Source organism: Mycobacterium scrofulaceum, from assembly GCF_001667885.1.
Classification (GTDB): Bacteria; Actinomycetota; Actinomycetes; order Mycobacteriales; family Mycobacteriaceae; genus Mycobacterium; species Mycobacterium scrofulaceum_C.
In genome coordinates, this window is record NZ_LZJW01000028.1 from 1 (window position 1) to 18,355 (window position 18,355).

20 protein-coding genes are annotated in these 18,355 nt (G+C 68.7%); 8 read left to right on the forward strand and 12 right to left on the reverse strand.

The window, feature by feature from the left end; translation table 11 throughout:
• The 12 genes from A5681_RS03045 to A5681_RS03105 form a co-directional block, all read right to left on the reverse strand.
• Positions 1-1,339, reverse strand: a 1,339-nt coding sequence (locus tag A5681_RS03045) for an NAD(P)H-binding protein (protein ID WP_231996201.1), incomplete at its 3' end; no start/stop codon positions are given.
• Positions 1,340-1,343: 4 nt separating this feature from the next.
• Positions 1,344-1,766, reverse strand: a complete 423-nt coding sequence (locus A5681_RS03050; protein ID WP_067269248.1) for a hypothetical protein — start codon at positions 1,764-1,766, stop codon at positions 1,344-1,346.
• A 176-nt stretch (positions 1,767-1,942) separates the two neighbouring features.
• On the reverse strand, positions 1,943-2,236 hold the full coding sequence (locus A5681_RS03055) for a LapA family protein (RefSeq protein WP_067269250.1): 294 nt from the start codon (positions 2,234-2,236) through the stop codon (positions 1,943-1,945).
• 339 nt (positions 2,237-2,575) lie between these two features.
• Positions 2,576-2,935, reverse strand: a complete 360-nt coding sequence (locus A5681_RS03065; RefSeq protein WP_067269254.1) for a DUF2784 domain-containing protein — start codon at positions 2,933-2,935, stop codon at positions 2,576-2,578.
• Positions 2,936-2,947: 12 nt separating this feature from the next.
• Entirely contained in the window at positions 2,948-3,958 is a 1,011-nt protein-coding gene (locus A5681_RS03070; protein WP_067269256.1) for a DUF5914 domain-containing protein, read from the reverse strand.
• The gene (locus tag A5681_RS03075) at positions 3,955-5,490 is read right to left on the reverse strand and encodes an FAD-dependent oxidoreductase (protein ID WP_067269258.1); all 1,536 of its coding nucleotides are present in this window, start codon (positions 5,488-5,490) and stop codon (positions 3,955-3,957) included. The genes A5681_RS03070 and A5681_RS03075 overlap by 4 nt, the downstream gene beginning before the upstream one ends.
• Positions 5,487-6,212 (reverse strand): class I SAM-dependent methyltransferase, encoded by a 726-nt coding sequence (locus A5681_RS03080; protein ID WP_067269260.1) that lies wholly within the window; start codon positions 6,210-6,212, stop codon positions 5,487-5,489. Before A5681_RS03080 ends, A5681_RS03075 begins: the two co-directional genes overlap by 4 nt.
• Entirely contained in the window at positions 6,199-6,510 is a 312-nt protein-coding gene (locus tag A5681_RS03085; protein WP_067269262.1) for a lycopene cyclase domain-containing protein, read from the reverse strand. Before A5681_RS03085 ends, A5681_RS03080 begins: the two co-directional genes overlap by 14 nt.
• The gene (locus tag A5681_RS03090; RefSeq protein WP_067269264.1) at positions 6,507-6,830 is read right to left on the reverse strand and encodes a lycopene cyclase domain-containing protein; all 324 of its coding nucleotides are present in this window, start codon (positions 6,828-6,830) and stop codon (positions 6,507-6,509) included. Before A5681_RS03090 ends, A5681_RS03085 begins: the two co-directional genes overlap by 4 nt.
• Positions 6,827-7,783 carry a phytoene/squalene synthase family protein gene (locus tag A5681_RS03095; protein ID WP_067269266.1) on the reverse strand — a complete coding sequence of 319 codons (957 nt, stop codon included), beginning with the start codon at positions 7,781-7,783 and terminating at the stop codon, positions 6,827-6,829. Before A5681_RS03095 ends, A5681_RS03090 begins: the two co-directional genes overlap by 4 nt.
• Positions 7,780-9,312 (reverse strand): phytoene desaturase family protein, encoded by a 1,533-nt coding sequence (gene crtI / locus A5681_RS03100; protein ID WP_067269268.1) that lies wholly within the window; start codon positions 9,310-9,312, stop codon positions 7,780-7,782. The genes A5681_RS03095 and crtI overlap by 4 nt, the downstream gene beginning before the upstream one ends.
• Positions 9,313-9,339: 27 nt before the next feature.
• A complete protein-coding gene (locus tag A5681_RS03105) occupies positions 9,340-10,521 on the reverse strand; it encodes a polyprenyl synthetase family protein (protein ID WP_067269269.1) in 1,182 nt (393 codons plus the stop codon).
• A 273-nt stretch (positions 10,522-10,794) separates the two neighbouring features.
• On the opposite strand from A5681_RS03105, the gene A5681_RS03110 reads away from it, so the two are divergent.
• From A5681_RS03110 to A5681_RS03145, 8 genes are all read left to right on the forward strand, one after another.
• Positions 10,795-11,289 carry a MarR family winged helix-turn-helix transcriptional regulator gene (locus A5681_RS03110; protein WP_067269271.1) on the forward strand — a complete coding sequence of 165 codons (495 nt, stop codon included), beginning with the start codon at positions 10,795-10,797 and terminating at the stop codon, positions 11,287-11,289.
• 139 nt (positions 11,290-11,428) lie between these two features.
• A complete protein-coding gene (locus A5681_RS03115) occupies positions 11,429-12,166 on the forward strand; it encodes a hypothetical protein (protein WP_067269275.1) in 738 nt (245 codons plus the stop codon).
• Positions 12,167-12,700: 534 nt separating this feature from the next.
• A complete protein-coding gene (locus A5681_RS03120; RefSeq protein ID WP_067269277.1) occupies positions 12,701-13,738 on the forward strand; it encodes a sulfate ABC transporter substrate-binding protein in 1,038 nt (345 codons plus the stop codon).
• Entirely contained in the window at positions 13,735-14,619 is an 885-nt protein-coding gene (cysT, locus tag A5681_RS03125; RefSeq protein WP_067269279.1) for a sulfate ABC transporter permease subunit CysT, read from the forward strand. Before A5681_RS03120 ends, cysT begins: the two co-directional genes overlap by 4 nt.
• On the forward strand, positions 14,616-15,434 hold the full coding sequence (gene cysW / locus A5681_RS03130; RefSeq protein WP_067269281.1) for a sulfate ABC transporter permease subunit CysW: 819 nt from the start codon (positions 14,616-14,618) through the stop codon (positions 15,432-15,434). Before cysT ends, cysW begins: the two co-directional genes overlap by 4 nt.
• A 15-nt stretch (positions 15,435-15,449) precedes the next feature.
• Entirely contained in the window at positions 15,450-16,529 is a 1,080-nt protein-coding gene (locus tag A5681_RS03135) for a sulfate/molybdate ABC transporter ATP-binding protein (protein WP_067269283.1), read from the forward strand.
• 56 nt (positions 16,530-16,585) lie between these two features.
• On the forward strand, positions 16,586-17,263 hold the full coding sequence (locus A5681_RS03140; RefSeq protein ID WP_067269285.1) for a phosphodiesterase: 678 nt from the start codon (positions 16,586-16,588) through the stop codon (positions 17,261-17,263).
• A gap of 9 nt (positions 17,264-17,272) precedes the next feature.
• Positions 17,273-18,352: an NAD-dependent epimerase/dehydratase family protein gene (locus A5681_RS03145; RefSeq protein WP_067269287.1), complete on the forward strand. Its 1,080-nt coding sequence runs from the start codon at positions 17,273-17,275 to the stop codon at positions 18,350-18,352.
• The last annotated feature ends 3 nt before the right edge of the window (positions 18,353-18,355 follow it).

Genomic DNA, 18,355 nt, shown 5'->3' on the forward strand with positions numbered 1-18,355 from the left:
GGAATGGCCACTGCGCGGTTGGGTCAACGGCGCGCTCGGGGCCGTGCGGCCGCGACGCCGGCCGCTCGACGGGCAGGAGTTGCACGAAGGCGAGGCGCTGGACTGGTGGCGGGTGGAGCGCATCGACACGCCCCGGCTGCTCCGGTTGCGCGCCGATATCCCCCTGCCCGTCGAGCGGCCGGCGTCGCGGCCGCACGGCCCCGAGCGCGCCGTTGACCCAACCGCGCAGTGGCCATTCCAGCGGAAACGCAGACCAGTTGCGCTCCGCGACGGCGGTTTGGATGGCACGCCACAACGTTTCGGGGTCCGTGCGGCTATCGCGTTGGCGCACATCCTCATACAGCGACCCGCCGGACCATTCCGGGTCGGTCGGCAGCGGTTGGGAAGGCGCACCGTTGGTGCCGGCGCGCGACCACCGGGTGCGCAGGTCCTGTTCACGAACGTGCGCCAGGGCGAGTTCGACGGCTTCTTCGTAGTGCGTGAGCCCGCCCTCGGGATCGGGGATGTAACGCGCGATGTCGTGGTCGGCACACACCACGTCGTTTTCCAGTGACTCCATCAACGAGACGGCGAGTTGGCGAGGCAGCGGGGTGAGCAGGTCCACAAACGGTGCCGACAGCCGCGGGCTCAACAGCGGCACCGGCACCGCGGGCCGCCGGGGCAGACCCGCGATCACGGCATACTTGCGGATCATCTCGGTGTAGGTGAAGCGGTCGGGCCCGCCGATGTCGAACGGACGGTTGACCTCGGCGGGCAACTCCGCCGCGTGAAGCAGGTAATAGAGCGCATCGCGCACGGCGATCGGTTGCACGCAGGTTCGCAGCCAGCGCGGGGCGACGATCAGCGGCAGGCGCTCGGTGAGGTACCGCAGCATTTCGAAGCTGGCCGAGCCCGCCCCGATGATCGCGGCCGCGCGCAACTCGACGGTCGGCACGCCCGAAATTCGCAGCAGCCGCCCCACTTGGGCTCGTGAGGCCAGATGGTCGGAGAGCCGCTGCCCATCGGGCGTGATGCCGCCGACGTAGACGATGCGCGACAGGCCGGCCCGCGTTGCGCATTGCGCCACGTTGCGCGCGGCGCGCTGGTCGAAGTCGACGAAATCGGAGCGCATCAGCGAATGCACGAGGTAGTACAGGACCTGCTGACCCTCGAGTGCCCGCCGCACGGCGCCGGTGTCGATGACGTCGCCCTGAACGACCTCGACGTGGTCGCGCCAGGCGACGTCGTCGAGCTTGGCTGGGTCACGGGCCAGCACGCGCACGGTGTGCCCGCTCGCGAGCAGTTGGGGGATGAGCCGCGTGCCCAGGTATCCCGTGGCGCCGAACACGACGCAATGCATCAATTCACTCCTTCGACGAGTGGTCGTGGGGGCTGGCGGTGTGGGCCGGATGCCCCGCCGTGCGCCGGCGTTCCTTCAGCTGCGCCTCGTGGACATGACGACGTCCGTCGGTGAGCCGGTCGCGCACGAGGCGCTCGACCTCACGGAAACAGCGGTAGTAGCCGTCGTCATATTCGTCGACGACCTGAAAGCTCCACCTTCCCGCTAACACGTTGCGCCCGATCAGTTCCTGGCTGATGTGTCGCGCCAGGTCGGCGTGCCCGAGATCTTGCAGTCGGGCCACCGCCTCGTCGAGCTGCAGGTCGGCGCGCCCGGTCAGCTGGTGAAACGAATACAGGTGTCCCCGGGCCCGCTCGACGGTCTCCAGAGCCTCGGTGACTTTGCCTACCGCCTGCGCGGCCGCATCGCTGATTCCGTTCTGGCTCATGGTGTCCTCCCAACCCCGTCGCCGTGGCATTCCCGGTAAGACCCGCGCCGAATCGCTGGGAGGCGCCCCAGCCGGTTAATTTAATTAATATTTAAGTTACTGGTCAGATCCCGGAGGCGCCAGCGGGCTGCCTTTGGGAAGGCTTGCTAACCAAGGGGTTTGCGCACGGGTGCGAATCAAATCGCCTTGAGCTGCTTTTTCGCCGCCCTGCGCAACTGGATCATCCTGGCCGCCCCGACCAGCACCGTCGTCGTGGCGCCCGCCACCGCCGACAGCAGGTAGCCCACCCCGACCGGCAGGTTCCAGTGGAACCCGAGGAAGTGCACGGTGATCGAGTCGGTGTTCTGCGCGACGAAGATGAGCAGCACGATCAGGATCAGCAGGCCGACAACGAGAGCCCACCACGCTGCCGCCAATCGGGTGAACGATCGCGATGACGGCTCGGCGGAAGCGTGCGACTCAGTGCTCATGCTGGTGACTAGCCGCCAACGCGGTGAGCCAAACCCCTGATGCTTGCAATAGTCCCGCGCCGTGGCGTTTGATTCGCGCGTGCCCGGGTATGAGGGCTGCGATGACTGTCAAAGAGATGCCGCGGCGCGTCTGGCGTGGCCGGCGGACGGTGGTGCGCTTACAGCGGGACTTGTGGCTGGCGCAGTTGGCCCTCTGGCCGACCGTGATCCTCGCGGCCATTGGGGTTTCGGTCGCCGGTTGGGCGTTGTGGCAGCGCAGGTCCCGTCGGCCTCAACACGAAGCGGCGCCGCCCGTCACGGATTCGGCGGTCGCCGGCGTTTCGGGGGGACAGCCCGGCCTCAGCGGCTGACGCGACGCGCGAACATGCCCCAGGAGATGGCGGCCCACCCGAAGGCGAACGCTTGCGCGACACCGATGCGGCCGGACGGCACGAGCAGGCCCGCGACGTAGCGGTCGACGAACCCGGTGCTGGGCAGGGGATCCATGCCGGCGCGGCGGCGCGCCCACGATTCCGCTGACGTCAACGGGCAGGGCAGCTTGAGCGCGATGACGGCGACGCCCCACGCCACGGCCGCCCGGTGCAGCACGATGGTGCGCGGCCAGCGCAGCGCGAGGAAGCCGCCGACGGGCACGTAGGCCAGGTAGGCGAGGTGCGCGCCAACGGTCAGGACGACGGCGGCGACATACCCTTTCCGCACGGCAGTGACCCGTCAGCCCGAACCGGCGCGCACCTGGTAGCGGCGCTCGGCGTAGGCGAGGTCGTCACGCCAAAGCCTGTTGGCCGCGAAGCGCATCAGTGGGGCGATCAAGGGGGCGGCCCGCGACGCGCGCGCGAACCCCGGCCGGTCCGAATGGGCGATGGTGGCCTCCAGCACGGCCGTGCGGGGGTGGCCGTCGGGGCCCAATCCGATTGGGGTGGCATGGGTCTCGACGGTGCTGCCGGTTCCCTCGCCGTCCACGATGCGCATGACGATCGTGCGGGCCTCCGGGCAGCTGAATTCCGCGACGACCGGGACGCCGAGGCGGCCCATCCGGAAGGTCACCGCCACCAAGAAGCGATCGACGGTTTCGGTTGGGGTGGTGAGTACTTCGAGCCGGGTGAACGAATAGGGGTGAAACCAGGCGCCGTGCCAGGGATCCAGCCGGTTGGCGATGATGTCGGCGGGCTCGCAGACACCGGACATGCGGGCGACGGCGGCCAAGGTGTCGCCGGTCGGCCGGGCCGGAATCACGGGTTCGGCCGTCGGCTCCTCCCCGCCCGCTTTGTCGAGCCGCACCCACACCAGGACGCCGTCGTCGTGGCTGGGCAACGGGCTCCAGCCGAATTCACGCGCCTTGCCGTCCAGGGCCAGTCCGTGCCATCGGCAGATCAGGGTGCCGCCGTGCACCCTCCCGGTGGCCAGGTCCGCCCCCAGGTGGGGGCAGCTGCGTGGACCGATGCGCAGCCGGCCTGCCTCGTCGCGCCAGGCGACGATGTCAACCCCGGCGACCCGGGCGCCGAACGGCCGCCCGCAACGCACGTCGGTGCTGCCGGCGAAGGCGAACCAATTCCCGGTCGGCCTGCCCTGGGCGCGTTTCAGAGCACCGTCGATGATGACCGGCTGCGCCTCCCGGTAGGTCGGGCGCTGGTCGGCCCACGGCGTGCGCGGGATCACCTGCAGGGGCCAATCTTTGGGCCGCGCGCCCGGCCAGAGGTGGTGGAGTTGTTCGCGAATATTCATCGTCGAGTGGATCCTTCGCGGGTGGCGAGCCATCGCAACAGGGCCGACCGGCCCCGGGTGGGTACGGTGACCAACGCGTGCCCGGCCAGTCCCCATCTTCGCAGCAAATGGTTCGCGGCGCACCAACCAGTGGTGGCGGCGCGCTCCATCAGCGCGACCGGCAGGTCGACGCGAATGGCGTCGCCCGCCAACAGCAGACCCGGCTGGGGAGTGACCACCGCCGGGCGGTGCGCGTAGGAGCCGGGTGCAAACAGCGGGCAATCGCTGCGATGCAGCAGTCGCTCGCAAACGATCTGCGCCGCCGCGGTTTCCGGATACACCTTGCGCAGCTGGCGCAGCGCCGCCGCGCGCGACGGCGCGGCGTCGAGTGCGTAGGAATGCAGTTCGACGACGGAACCCCGGTGCGCGCCCGACCACTCGGCGGCTTGGCGTTCGTAGCGCTCCAGCACGCTGATGTTGTCCAGTGGCTCGTGGCCTGCCGTGCCCAGGAACGCCGGCCGCTGCGCAGCGACGGGGCGATCGAGCCACAGCCGATGGACGGCGAACGGCGGCGCGGTCCGCATCCGCGCGATCTGTGTGCGCCAGTCGTCGGTGGCCAGGCCCGTCGATGCGCCCACGACGCGCTGCAGGCCGGCCACGTCGGTGGCCAGCACCACCGCGTCCGCGTCCAGGTGATCGCCCGAATCCGTGTGCACGCGGAACGAATCCGTCGACGCGGTCTCGATGCGGGAGGCGCTGGTGCCGAGCCGAAATCCCACGCCGCGCCCCTCGAGGTAGCGGCGCAGCGGCTCCCAGAGGGCCGTGTCGTAGTTGGATGTCGGGACGTCGAAGATCAGGCCTTCGGACGAGCCGAGGAAGTAGATGTGGAACATGGCCGCCAGCTCCGCCGCGGAAAGCTTCGAAGGGTCGGCGAAGAAGCTGCGGGAGAACACCTCGAACGCCAGATGCCTTGCGGCCTCGGGGAATCGGATGCTCTTGAGGAACGTCGCGGCATCGAAGTGATCGAGGCGTTCGTAGATCCCGGGCACCGACACCGCGGCCAGCGGCGCGGCCGCGCGAGCGTCGATCTGGAGGAAGTCGCGAAGGCGGAAGGTGGGGCTGCGGGCGGCGAAGGCCACCGCGTTCCACGGTGGGGTGCGCGGGAGCCCCCGGAAGGTGTCGCGCCGGCCCGCACCGTCGATGAGCGGATAGTCGTCGACGGGCGTGAGCATCCGCAACTGCGGTTCGATGCGGCGGAGCAGGGCGCGCAGGTTGTAGTACTGCCGGAAGAACGCGTGGAAGCCCCGATTCATCGCGAGGTCGGTCCCGTTTTCGCGCTCGGACCAGCCACCCACCCGACCGCCGAGGTAATTTTCGCGCTCGAGCACGTCGACGGCGACGCCGCGTTCGGCCAGGCCGGTTGCGGCGGCCAGCCCCGCGATGCCGCCGCCGACGACGACCACTCGGGGTCGCGACGCGAGCGCGCCGGCGTCCGGGAATCCGGTTGGCGCGGGTAACGTTTCGCGCCGGCGATCGGTGGCGAGGGCCGTCATAGCGGCGCGTCCGCCAGGAAGGTGTGCACGATGTTGGCCTCCCAGCCCGGCATCGTCTCGCTGTGCACCGCGGTGAAGCCCGCTTCGGCGAGGCGGTCCCGGAATCGGGCCGCGCCGTCGAACGCGAGCACGCTGCGCCACAGGTAGCGGTACAGCGCCGCGTCGCGGGTGCGCCACCATCCGGCGGGAATGATGATGCCCCAGCACACGGCGTGCCAGATGCGGGTGGCGGCGGGAGAGTCGCGTACCGAGTACTCGTGCACCGCGAGTGTGGCACCGGGGCGCAGCATCGTTCGAAGTTTCCGCAATTGACCGTCCGGCTCGGCGAGGTTGCGGATCAGGTAGGCGGCCAGGATGCCGTCGAACGGCCCGGTGATCCCGTGATCGGCCAGCTGCTCGACGGGGGTGTGCACGAACCGCACCGACGGGGGCCAGTCCTTGGCGGCCGCCGCGTCGAGCATGCCTCGCGACGCGTCGACGGCGACGATCTCGGCCTCCGGGGCGACGGCCAGCAGCGCGGCCGTCGACGCGCCGGTGCCGCACCCGGCGTCGAGCAGCCGTAAGCCCTTGCCGCGATCGCGTATTCGCATGCGGCGGGCCGAGAGAAGCAGTTGCTTGTGATAGCCGGGGCTGGCGCCCACCAGCCGGTCGTACGCCGTCGCCCCGGCGTCGAAGGCGGCCGACAGTTCGCCGGGGGTCGGGCCGGCCTCACCGACGCGCACGTTGGCGTTCCCATCCCAGCAGCACCGCGGTGGCCAGTGCGAAGCCGAACAAGAAATCCTCGACCGGGATGTCGAACGGGAAGCGCAGCCCGGTGATGTGGCGGGGGTCGTAGCTGACGATGGGGGAGCTGAGTTTGGTCAGCCACCCGTCGACCGGAACCTGGAACCCGAGAATGATCAGCATCGACAGCCAGTAGGCCGGTCGCCGGAAGATCCCGGTGCGCAGGACCGCCAATTCCAGTGCGCAAACGGCGATTACCGACGCCACTGCCGGAACGGTGTAACCCAGACCGCTCACCGCCGGTTGACCCTGTCCAGGATGGTGCTCACGGCGTTGTAGGTGAGCAACGCGCAGATCGGAATGACCACGAAGAACAGCACCTCTTCGATCGGCACCCGGAACGGGATGTCCAGCCCGGTGATGTACGCGCCGTTGTATGTCCATACGTGCGCGGCGATGGCGATCTCGTCCCAGAGCAGAAACGCCACGGCCACGGGGAAGACGGCTTTCACCAGCCGCCGCCACTGCCGGTAGACGCCGGGACCGAAGAACTCCAGTGGTGCGGTGATCGCCAGGCAGGCGGCCAGGACCAGAAGATATTGCCAGCGATCGGTCATGCGGCCCCCGGGGCATCGGAAACGCCGGGCGAACTATTGCGCGCCCGCCACGACCGTATCAGCCCGATGCCGGCGACCTGCAGTCGTCGAGCTCTGCCGACGGTGGCCCGGTGACTGAACACCGCGAAGTCGCTCTCTTCGATGCGGTCCAGGATTTCGGAGTACAGCGCAGCCGCGGTCGCCACGCACGGTTGCGAGCGCGGGTGCAGCATGGCGATGCCGGTGGCCGCGAAACGGTAAGTCTCGCGGGTGATCTCGTGCTGGGCGGCGAGCGCCTCGCGCACCCGCGGGTCGGTGCGGCGATTCCGGTGGCACCAGGTCAACAGCTCGCGGTCGACACCGTGGGCGGCCAGTTCGTCGGCCGGCAGGTAGACCCGCTGCCGCAACAGGTCTTCGTCGACGTCGCGCAGGAAGTTGGTGAGCTGAAACGCCCTGCCCAGCGCGGCGGCGTAGGGCGCGGTCTCCTCGACCGGCGCCACCGTGCCCAAGACCGGAAGCACCTGTAGGCCAATGGCTTCGGCGGATCCGCGCATGTAGAGGTTGAGGGCCCTGCGGTCGGGATAGTCGGTGACCGTCAGATCCATCCGCATCGACGCCAGGAAGTCGTCGAACAACTCGGTGGCGATGCGGTACCGGCGGGCGGTGTGGGTGACCGCGGCGAGCACGGGGTCATCGAGATGGTCTCCGCCGGAGAAGAATTGGTCGGCCAGCTGCTGCAGCCGTAGGCCGCGGACGTCGGCGCTGAGCGCGGGGTCGAGGTCGTCGAGGATGTCGTCGGCGTAGCGCGCGAAACCGTAGAGGGCGTGCACCGCCGGACGCTGGTCGGGCGCCAGCAGGCGGGTGGCCAGGAAGAAGGTGCGGCCGTGCGCGGCGTTGAGTTCGCGGCAGCGCCGATACCCCTCGCGCAGGCGCGGATCGTCGATGCCGGCCGCGTCCAGTTCGCTGCGAATCATGTCAGCCCGGCCCTCATGTCGTGGTGGGTCACCATCCGGTTGGCTCGGCCGGCGCTGGGGCCGGTGATGCGGTCGGCGGCGAGCCGGCCCGAGATCAGCGTGGTGGGGACCCCGACACCGGGCACCGTTGACGACCCGGCGAGCACCGCGTTCTCGACGCCGCGCACCATGTTGGCCGGCCGGAACGGGCCCGTCTGCCCGAACGTGTGGGCCAGCGCGAAGGGGCTGCCCGCGGCCATGCCCTGACGCGCCCAGTCCGCGGGTGTGACGGCGTCCAACACCGTTGCGTCGCCGGGCAACCCGGGCAACAGCCGCGCCGCGACCTCGTCGATGAGGCTGTCGATGTACCGCGGCCCGACGGCGCCCCAGTCGATGGCCCCGCGATCCAGATTCGGCGCCGGGGCGAGCACGTACAGCAGGTCGCGCCCGTCCGGTGCCAGGGTCGGGTCACTCGCCGTGGGCCGGGTGACCAACAGCGAGGGATCCTGCATCAGGCGGCCATCGCGGATGATGTCGGTGAAGGTCTGATCCCAGGAGTCACCGAACAGGATCGTGTGGTGGGCCGCGTCGGAAGCGACGCGGGAACAGCCCAGGTGGGCCACGACCGCCGACGGCGCCGGTCGCAGCCGCACGGGGCGGCGCGGTGTGCGCCCCAACAGGTCGTAGGTCTGCGGCAGTTCGGTGGTCAGCACGACGGCGTCGCAGTCGATCGGATCCAGACGATCCGTCAGCACGGCCCTGACCCGGCCGGCGGCGCGGTCGAGCCCGGTAACCGTGGCGTTGTAGCGGAATTCGACGCCGGCGTCCGCGGCCGCCGCGGCCAGCGCGTCGGGGAGCGCACGCACGCCGCCGCGCGGGAAGAACACGCCCGCGACGGTGTCCATGTAGGCGATGACCGCGTACACGGCCAGGGCGTTTCGCGGCGCCACGCCCGCGTACAGCGATTGGAACGTGAAGACCCGTTGCAGCCGAGGGTCGCTGATGTGGCGCTTGACCACGCGATCCCACTTGCGGAAGCCGCCGATCGCGGCAAGCCGCGCCAACTGCGGCGTCAGCAACGACAGCGGCGAGTCGAAGTTGGCGGCGATGAATCCGTCGAATTCGATCCGGTACAGCCGCTGCAGCCACTCGCGTAGCCGCCGGTAGCCCGCTGCCTGCCCGAAGCCAGCGAACTCCTCAATGGCGGTGGTCATCCGGTCCGGGTCGGTGTGCACGTCGAGCGCGCTGCCGTCGGCGAACACCGCCCGGTAGGCCGGGTCGAGCGGCAGCAGTTCCAGCCGGCCCGACCGGCTCTGGCCCGCGGCCGCGAAGGTTTCGTCGATGATGTCCGGCATCGTCAGCACCGTCGGCCCGGTGTCGATGCGGTAGCCGTCGATGTCGAGGCGGCCGGCACGCCCGCCCGGCCAGGGGTGACGCTCGACGACCGTGACCGTGCGCCCGCGGCCGGCCAGGTGCAGCGCGGCCGACAGGCCGGCCAGGCCGGCCCCGATCACCACCACGCGCTCGCTGCGTCCTTCGACGGTCCGCATGTCAGCATGCTCCCAAATTTGTGCGGCTCATTCGGCACGATCCGTACAGGCGGCCGCCATTTCGTCCAGCGCGGCGCGAACGGATTCGTCGATCGAGGTGTCGTCGAGGTGTTCGCGCGCGGACGCGACCCGGTCGGTGATCATCTGCTCGATCATCTCGACCGCCCCCGTCGCCATGATCAGCGCCTTGCACCGGTCGATCGCGTTGTCGTCAAAGGCGTGGCCGTTCATCAGTTCGGTCAGCTCGGCCCGGGCGGGCGGATCGGCCAGCTGGTGAGCGGTCACCACGACACTGGTTGCCTTGCGCTCCAACAGGTCTCCGGCGCCCGGCTTCCCGGTGACCGCCGGCGAACCGAAGACGCCGAGCACGTCGTCGCGAAGCTGGAATGCTTCTCCGATGGCGGCCCCGTAGCGGCCGAGCTGGGTCAGCGTCCGATCGTCGCAATCGGACATCGCCGCGCCGATTTCCAGCGGCCGCCGCACCGTGTAGTTGCCCGACTTGCGTCGCGCGACATCCAGCACGGCCTCCAGGGAGGGCATGCGCCGGACGTCGCTCGTCAGGTCCGCGAACTGACCCACCGCCAGCTCGGTGCGCATCGTGTCGTAGCGGGGCCATGCCCGCTGCAACCGCCGGGCGTCGACACCGCTCTCGCGCAGCATCTGCTCCGACCAGATCAGGCAGAGGTCGCCCAGCAGGATTGCGGCCGATTCACCGAACCGCGCTGACGAGCCGGATAACCCGCGTTCGCGGTGCCATTGGGCGAATTGCAGGTGTGCCGACGGGCGCCCCCGCCGTTCGGCCGAACCGTCCATCACGTCGTCCTGCAGCAACGCGAACACGTGCAGCAGCTCGAAACTTGCCGCCGCCCGCAACGCCGCCTCGTCGGGCGCGGCACCGCATAGCCACCCCAGGTACAAGAACATCGATCGCAGGCATTTGCCGCCGGAGGCGAACGCCATCAGGATGTCGCCGGCGGCATCGACGCGGGTGTCGTCCAGCTGGGAGCGCCGGGGTTCGACGAAGTCGCCGAGGAGGGCGAGGACGCCCCGCCGCACGCTCGAGCGCCACTCGTCGAAGGGGGTAGTGCCCGGCCAGTCGGCGGCGGATGCCGGCGACTCCGTGGCGGGTGTCAAAGACAAAGCACCCATCTTGGCCACGCGCTCCCTCCTGGACGGCTTGGCATTCCCGGGCTGGGACGGCTCAAACACACCCGGTCATCGCCGCTGTTCGCAGGCAAAAACCGGCCACGCCGCCGCCGCGATCCCGCTCCCGGCCGCCCGTCTCAGTCTCGGATGACTTTACCCATCATCTTCAATAACTTAAACATTAACTTACTGAAATTCTCGTCGGTTCGCCAGTCGAAAGTGGCCTGCGGTCGGCCGCTCGCGCTCCCCGCGCAATCCTCACCTCGCGTCCATTTCACTCAATTAACCATTAACGAACTGAACTGTGTGGCGGTTCAGGGATATGCTCACTTTGTTATGGAAGCTGATGAGCAGCGCCCGCGCCGTGAAGCGCTCGAGTCGCTGATCTCGGCCGATCTGCGGGAGATATCGACCGAATCCGACCAGATCGGTCGGCAGTTCGCGCTGTTATATCACTTGCGGCCCAACGACTTCCGGGCGTTGATGTACATCATGGTGGCAGAGACCGCGGGGCGGCCGATGACCTCGGGCGACCTCAGCCAACGGATGGGGCTATCGGGTTCGGCGATCACGTACCTGGTGGATCGGTTGATCGACTCGGGCCACATCCGGCGCGATTCCCACCCGGACGACCGCCGCAAGGTCATCCTGCGTCATGGGGAATCCGGCCTGGCGACCGCCCGGTCGTTCTTCAGTCCGCTCGACGCCCACAGCCGGGTCGCCCTCGAGGAGCTGCCCGACGCCGACCTGATGGCAGCCCATCGGGTGCTCGGTGCCGTGATCGACGCCATGCAACGATTCCAGCTCGAGCTGGACGTCGCCGGCGACTGAACGCCGATTGCGCTTTCCGTCACCGCGTCCACTCCTGCCACTTTTCGGGCCGTTTGGCGGCGCTGACCGCGGGTATACGCGTGCCCAATAGCGTGTCCGACACAATGCCTCGGACGGGCGTGAGGGGTGGTGGCGCCCAATGGAAGTGGTCAGCTGGCGGGGTGGTCGCCTGGCGATCGCCTTCGCGTTCGTGGTGACGATGGCCGGCTGCCCCGGCCAGGCAGGCGCGAGCCCGGCCGTCACGGCCTTTCCCGGTATGGAGATTCGTCAAGGCGCCACGGTGTGCATGGTGGGGTTGGTCGAGCCCCGGTTGCGGGTCGCGGTGACCAGCGGTCAATGCGGGAACTCAGAGGCCGACGTTACCGACCATGACGGAAACCCGGTGGGCAAGGTGGTGCTCGCCCGCCGCCAGTCCGCCGACGACCCCGCGGCGAACCGTGAGATGTCGCCCGTCGAATACGAAGTCATCGCGCTCGGCCCCGACGTGACGGCCTCGGACCTGTTGCCCACCGGCCGGCAACTGAAGTCCTCCCCGGGCCTGCGTGCGCAGCCGGGGCTGCCGGTGTGCCAGTTTCGTCGATCGGTCGGCCAGCGGTGCGCAACGATCAGCTCCGTCAACGCCGGCCGGTTCATCATTGCCGACGTGGCCGTCGACAGTCGTGACTTCGGTGGACCGGTCTACGCCCTGACCGACGACGGCGCCGTGATTGTGGGGCTGTACGAGGGCATGTGGGGAGCGGTGCCCGAGATGGAGTCCTGGCAGGCGGTGATGCAGCAGGTCTACGTCGACGGCCGCGCGCAGAATCAGCAGCCGCAGTCGCCCGGGGAACCCCGCATGGTCGGCCGGCGGGTGGACCGTTCATTTGCATCACCGTGACTTTTACGTCGCTTCTCCCGGGACGACTCCACGACCACGGCGACCCGGGCGCCACCGATTGGAACGAGCGGTGCGGCCCGACTCCGCCGGCCTCCGCCGGCGATGCTCGCGGACCCCTCAATCACCGCCATCGGCTCCGGGGGCGTGGCCTGCGCGTTCGGGATCGGTCCGGAGCCACAGTGGAACACGGTTGCTGACCGGCGCGGCCAGCCAGGGTGGGCAGGCAAAGCGCCCCGGTCACCGCGTTGGTGTTACGCGTTAGTTAACGCGGCCGGTTCTGCCGAAACGTTCACTCCCTGACGGCCCGTCGTGGCGGTTGCGTCGCGTTGTCGTCGAGAGCGGGGTCGTTCGCGCGTTGTTAGGCTTCCCCCATGCGCGTGGCGGAGAGTGTTTGCTCGGTAGCCGCGCATTGTTGTCGCTGACTCCTCGAGCCCGTGCCGCGGCCCACGGTATGAGTTGATCACCCTGTGATGCCTCTCAGGTACCCGCCGCCAGGGCACGGATGGATCCAAACCCCGCGACGGAAGGCCACCAATGCTCCACCGCACCGGCTGCGTACCGCGTCGGCGGCAAGGCGCCGCTCTCGCGCTGTTGTGCGGCCTGGTCACCGCTTGCGGCGGGGGCGCCAGTGACGCCGTGGGCGGGACGGGACCGACGAACGCCAACACCAAGATCACCCTGGTCGCCTACTCGGTCCCCGAACCCGGTTGGAGCAGGGTCATTCCGGCGTTCAACGCTTCCGCGGAGGGCAGGGGGGTGCAGGTGGTCGCCTCGTACGCCGCCTCGGCCGACCAGTCCCGCGGCGTCGTCGAAGGCAAACCGGCCGACGTCGTGAATTTCTCGGTCGAACCGGATGTCACCCGGTTGGTCAAGGCCGGCAAGGTCTCCGCGGAGTGGGACAAGGATGCCACCAAGGGAATCCCGTTCGGCTCGGTGGTGACGTTGGTTGTGCGCAAAGGAAATCCGAAACAGATTCGGGACTGGGATGACCTACTGCGGCCGGGCATCGAGGTCGTTACGCCCAGCCCACTGAGTTCGGGCTCGGCCAAATGGAATCTGCTGGCCCCCTACGCGGCCAAGAGCGGCGGGGGCAAGGATGCCCGCGCCGGCATCGATTTCATCAGCAGACTGGTGCACGAGCACGTGAAACTGCGACCAAGTTCGGGCCGCCTGGCCACCGACGTCTTTGCCGAAGGCAGCGGCGACGTACTGATCAGCTACGAGAACGAGGCCATCGCCGTTGAACGGCAAGGGAAACCGGTCGAACACATTACGCCGTCACAGACCTTCAAGATCGAGAACCCGCTCGCGGTCATCGCCACGAGCCCGCACCTGGACGCCGCGATCGCGTTCAAGAACTTCCAGTACACGGCTGCGGCGCAACGGCTGTGGGCCGAGGCCGGTTTCCGGCCGGTCGAGCCGGCCGTGGCGGACAAGTTCCGCGACCTCTATCCGGTGCCGGTCAAACTCTGGACGATCACGGACCTCGGAGGATGGGCCGAGGTCGACAGGCAGCTGTTCGACAAGAGCACCGGCAGCATCACCAAGGTCTATCTGAAGGCCACCGGATGACTACCACCGTCATCCCCGAACCGGAAGCGGTCCGGCCGGAACTCCTTCCGCGCCGGGCGCGCCCGGCCGACCCGGTGATCCCGCGGTCCCGTTCGGGCGGGCTGTCGCTCCAAGTGGGGGTGGCGACCCTGTGGCTCTCGCTGATCGTGCTGATGCCATTGGCCGCGATCGCTTGGCAGGCTGTCGGCGGGGGCTGGCAGGCCTTCTGGTTGGCGATCACCTCACACGCCGCGCTGGAGTCATTCAGGGTGACCTTGATGGTTTCCGTCGTCGTGACGGCCATCAACCTGGTGTGTGGTTTGGCGACCGCGTGGGTGCTTGTGCGCGACGACTTCATCGGTAAAGGCGTGATCGACGCCATCATCGACCTGCCGTTCGCCCTGCCGACCATCGTCACCAGCCTGGTGATGCTCGCGCTGTACGGCAAGAACAGCCCAATCGGGATCCACCTGCAGCACACGCCGCCAGGTGTCACGGTCGCTTTGATCTTCGTGACACTGCCCATGGTGGTGCGCGCCATCCAGCCGGTGCTGCTGGAAATCGACCGTGAGGCCGAGGAGGCGGCGGCGTCACTGGGCGCGACGGGTCCGAAGATCTTCACGTCGATCGTCCTGCCGTCTCTGCTTCCCGCGCTGCTATCCGGTGCGGGCCTGGCATTCTCACGCTGCATCGGCGAATTCGGCTCCGTGGTTACGATCGGCGGCCAGGTGCCCGGCAAGACCGAGGTGTCCTCCCAGTGGATACGCGCCCTGATCGAGAACGACGACCGGACGGGCGCCGCCGCGATATCGATCGTGCTGTTGTCGATTTCGTTCGCGGTGCTGTTCTGCTTGCGGATTGTCGGCGGCCGGCGGGCCCGCCGCGAGGAGAGGGCGCCGTGAGCCGGGTCAGCTGGAGCCGTTACCTGACCCGATTCGCGGTGCTGACGTACCTGGGCGTGATGCTGATCGCTCCGGTGGCGATCATCGTATGGCGGGCGTTTCGGCCCGGTTTGCATCAGTTCTACGACTGGATCACCACGCCGGCGGCGATCTCGGCGTTGCAGCTGTCGTTGCTCGTGGTGGCCATCGTCGTTCCACTGAACGTGGTCTTCGGCGTGTTGGTGGCAGTCCTGTTGGCCCGCGGCAGATTCCGTGGCCGGGGCGTGCTGCAGACGGTCGTGGACCTGCCGTTCGCCGTCTCGCCGATCATCGTGGGCGTGGCCCTGATCGTGCTGTGGGGTTCGGCGGGAGTTTTGGGGTTCGTCGAAAAGGACCTCGGTGTCACGATCATCTTCAGCACCCCCGGCATCGTGCTGGCCAGCATCTTCGTCACGCTGCCGTTCGTGGTGCGCGAGGTTCAGCCGGTGCTCGAAGAGGTGGGGATCGAGCAGGAGCTGGCGGCGGCCACTCTGGGTTCTACGTGGCGGCAGACGTTTTGGCGGATCACGCTGCCGTCGATTCGATGGGGCTTGACCTACGGAATCGTGCTGACCACCGCGCGCACGCTCGGCGAATTCGGCGGCGTGATCATGGTGTCGTCCAACCTGCCGGGGGAATCACAGACGCTCACGTTGCTGGTCAACGACCGCTACAACCGGGGGGCGGAGTACGGCGCCTACGCGCTCTCGACGTTGATGATGGGCGTCGCCGTGACGTTCCTGATCGTCAAGGTAATCCTTCAAGTGCGCCGAAGGCGCGCGAAAATTCAAGCGTGACAAGGAGACTCACAGATGAATCCGGACAGCACCGCCGAGACGAACGCGATCACGGTGCACGATGCCTACAAGCGTTACGGGGATTTCGTCGCGCTGGATCACGTGGACTTCGTCGTACCCACCGGGTCGCTGACGGCGCTATTGGGACCCAGCGGATCGGGCAAGTCGACCCTCTTGCGCACCATCGCGGGCCTGGACCAGCCCGACAGCGGAACGGTCACGATCCACGGCCGCGACGTGACACATGTGCCGCCGCAGCGCCGCGGCATCGGATTCGTATTCCAGCACTACGCGGCGTTCAAGCACCTGACCGTCCGGGACAACGTCGCGTACGGGCTGAAGATCCGGAAACGCCCCAAGGCCGAAATCAAGGAGAAGGTCGACTACCTCCTGGAGGTGGTGGGCCTGAGCGGATTTCACCGCCGCTACCCCAACCAGCTTTCGGGGGGTCAGCGGCAACGCATGGCGCTGGCCCGGGCGCTGGCCGTCGACCCGCAAGTGTTGCTGCTCGACGAGCCGTTCGGCGCCCTGGACGCCAAAGTGCGCGAAGACCTGCGCGCCTGGCTGCGCCGCCTGCACGACGAGGTGCACGTCACCACCGTGCTGGTCACCCACGATCAGACGGAGGCGCTGGACGTCGCGGATCGGATCGCGGTGCTCAACAAGGGCCGCATCGAACAGGTCGGATCGCCGAGCGACGTTTACGACTCCCCGTCGAACCCGTTCGTCATGTCGTTCCTCGGTGCGGTGTCGGAACTGAACGGCGCCCTGGTCCGCCCGCACGACATCCGCGTGGGCCGCAATCCCGAGATGGCGATCGCGGGCGGTGACGGCAGCGCGGCATCCGTCGGCGTCGTGGCCGCCACCGTCGACCGGGTGGTCACGCTGGGCTTCGAGGTGCGGGTCGAGCTGACCAGCGCCGCCAGCGGTGCGCCGTTCACGGCCCAGATCACCCGCGGTGACGCCGAAGCGCTGGCCCTGCGCGACGGTGACACGGTGTACGTGCGGGCGACTCGGGTGCCGCCGATCGGCCACGCGGGCGCCCGGCCGGCCGGCCGGGCCGATCACGACGAGACCTCGTTGACCACCGCGTGATCGGGTAAGGAGCCCTAGCCGCGTTTCCGTCGCGGGGAAACGGGAACCCGCCGCCGGTGAGCGTTTCCGATCTTGTCGCCTTGCCGTTCCAGTGGGGTTCCGCCATCCGGGGGAAACGGTTGTTCCATCCGGTCGGGGTGTTGGCGGAGGGCTCCATCGAACGGGTCGCCCCCGCAGGCGAGGGGCTGCCCATTCCGTCGTCCGAGGTGGTCGCCAGGGTGTCGAAGGCCAGTGGCACCCCCGGGGCGTTGCCCGACTTCATCGGCCTGGCCTTCCGGGTCACACCGCCGCAGGGCGGCGGGCCATGGGACATCCTGGTCGTCTCCTCGGGCTCGGGCCTGCTGTCCCGGGCGCTGGCGCTGCGCCCGGCCATCTCGTGGAGCGATCAGACCCTGACCACCCTGATGCCGCTGCACTACCAAGGAGCCAATTGGTGGCTCCGGGCCCGCATCGTCAGCAAAATCGACGGTCTCGGCCTGTCGCTGGACAGCGTGCGCGAGCGCCTCGAGCACGACGACATCGAGGTGTCGCTCGACCAAGCCTGTGGCAGTGGCGATTTCACACCGTTGGGCCGGCTCACGTTGACCCGCGCCATCGACCCAGACCGCGCGGCGGACGTGTCGTTCGATCCCGTGATCAACACGCCGCCCGGCCTGAGCCTGCGCCCGCGGTGGCTCGCCGATCTACGCGCCCGTGCCTACCGGCGAAGCCGTCACGGCAGGGACGCGGAATAGGAGGTCGCCGTGTCCAAGAGAATCGTGATCACCGGCGCGAGCGGGAATGTGGGAACGGCGCTGCTGCGCAGGCTGGTTCAGGACGGCCATGACTACGACATCGTCGGTGTCAGTCGCCGGGAGCCGCCGCCGGAAGGGGTGTACGCCTGCGCTGACTGGCATCAAGTGGACCTGGCCGAGCCCGGGGTGGAAATCCAGCTGCAGAGGATCTTTCGCGGCGCCGCCTGCGTGGTTCATCTGGCGTGGGGATTCCAGCCCACCCGCAACACGCGGTACCTCGACGCGGTCGCCATCAACGGCAGTTCCGCGGTGCTGAGCGCGGCCCACAACGCGAAAGTGCCTCACCTGGTGCACATGTCGTCCGTGGGCACCTACGCGCCCGGGCGGTACGGGGAGCGGGTCGACGAGACGTGGTCGACCGCGGGGATCAAGTCGTCCGCGTACAGCAGGGCGAAGTCCGCGGTGGAGAAGATGCTGGACGGCTACGAGCATCGCAATCCCGACGGGGTCGGCATCACCCGGATGCGGCCCGGATTCATCGGTCAGCGCGACGCCGCCATGGGACTGCGGCGCTACATTCTGCCGGCCTACATCCACCCGCGGTGGGTGCGGTGGTTGCGGGTGCTACCGCTCGACCGCGGCCTGGCCATTCCGATGGTGCATGCGGACGACGTCGCGGACGCCTGCGTGCGGGCCGTCGAGCGATGCGCGCTGGGCCCGTTCAACCTCGCCGCCGAACCGCCGGTGCACCGCGAGGACATCGCACGAGCGTTGCGGGCGTGGCCCGTTCACGTTCCCGCGCCCCTGCTCGGATTGCTGGCCGATGCGTCCTGGCGCACGAGACTGCAGCCCATCGACCGCGGATGGCTGGACATGATGTTCTCCGTTCCGCTGGTCGACACGCAACGCGCCCGGACGCTGCTGGACTGGTCGCCGCGGTGGGGGTCCGCCGAACTCCTGGCCGAGGTCATCGACGGCTTCCAGCACGGGTCCGACACACCCAGCCCGGTGTTGGATTCACGGTCGTTCGTCGAGGCGGTCACCCGGGACGCGTCGGCCGGACCGCTCACCGTTCGCCCGGTGCCCTGACTC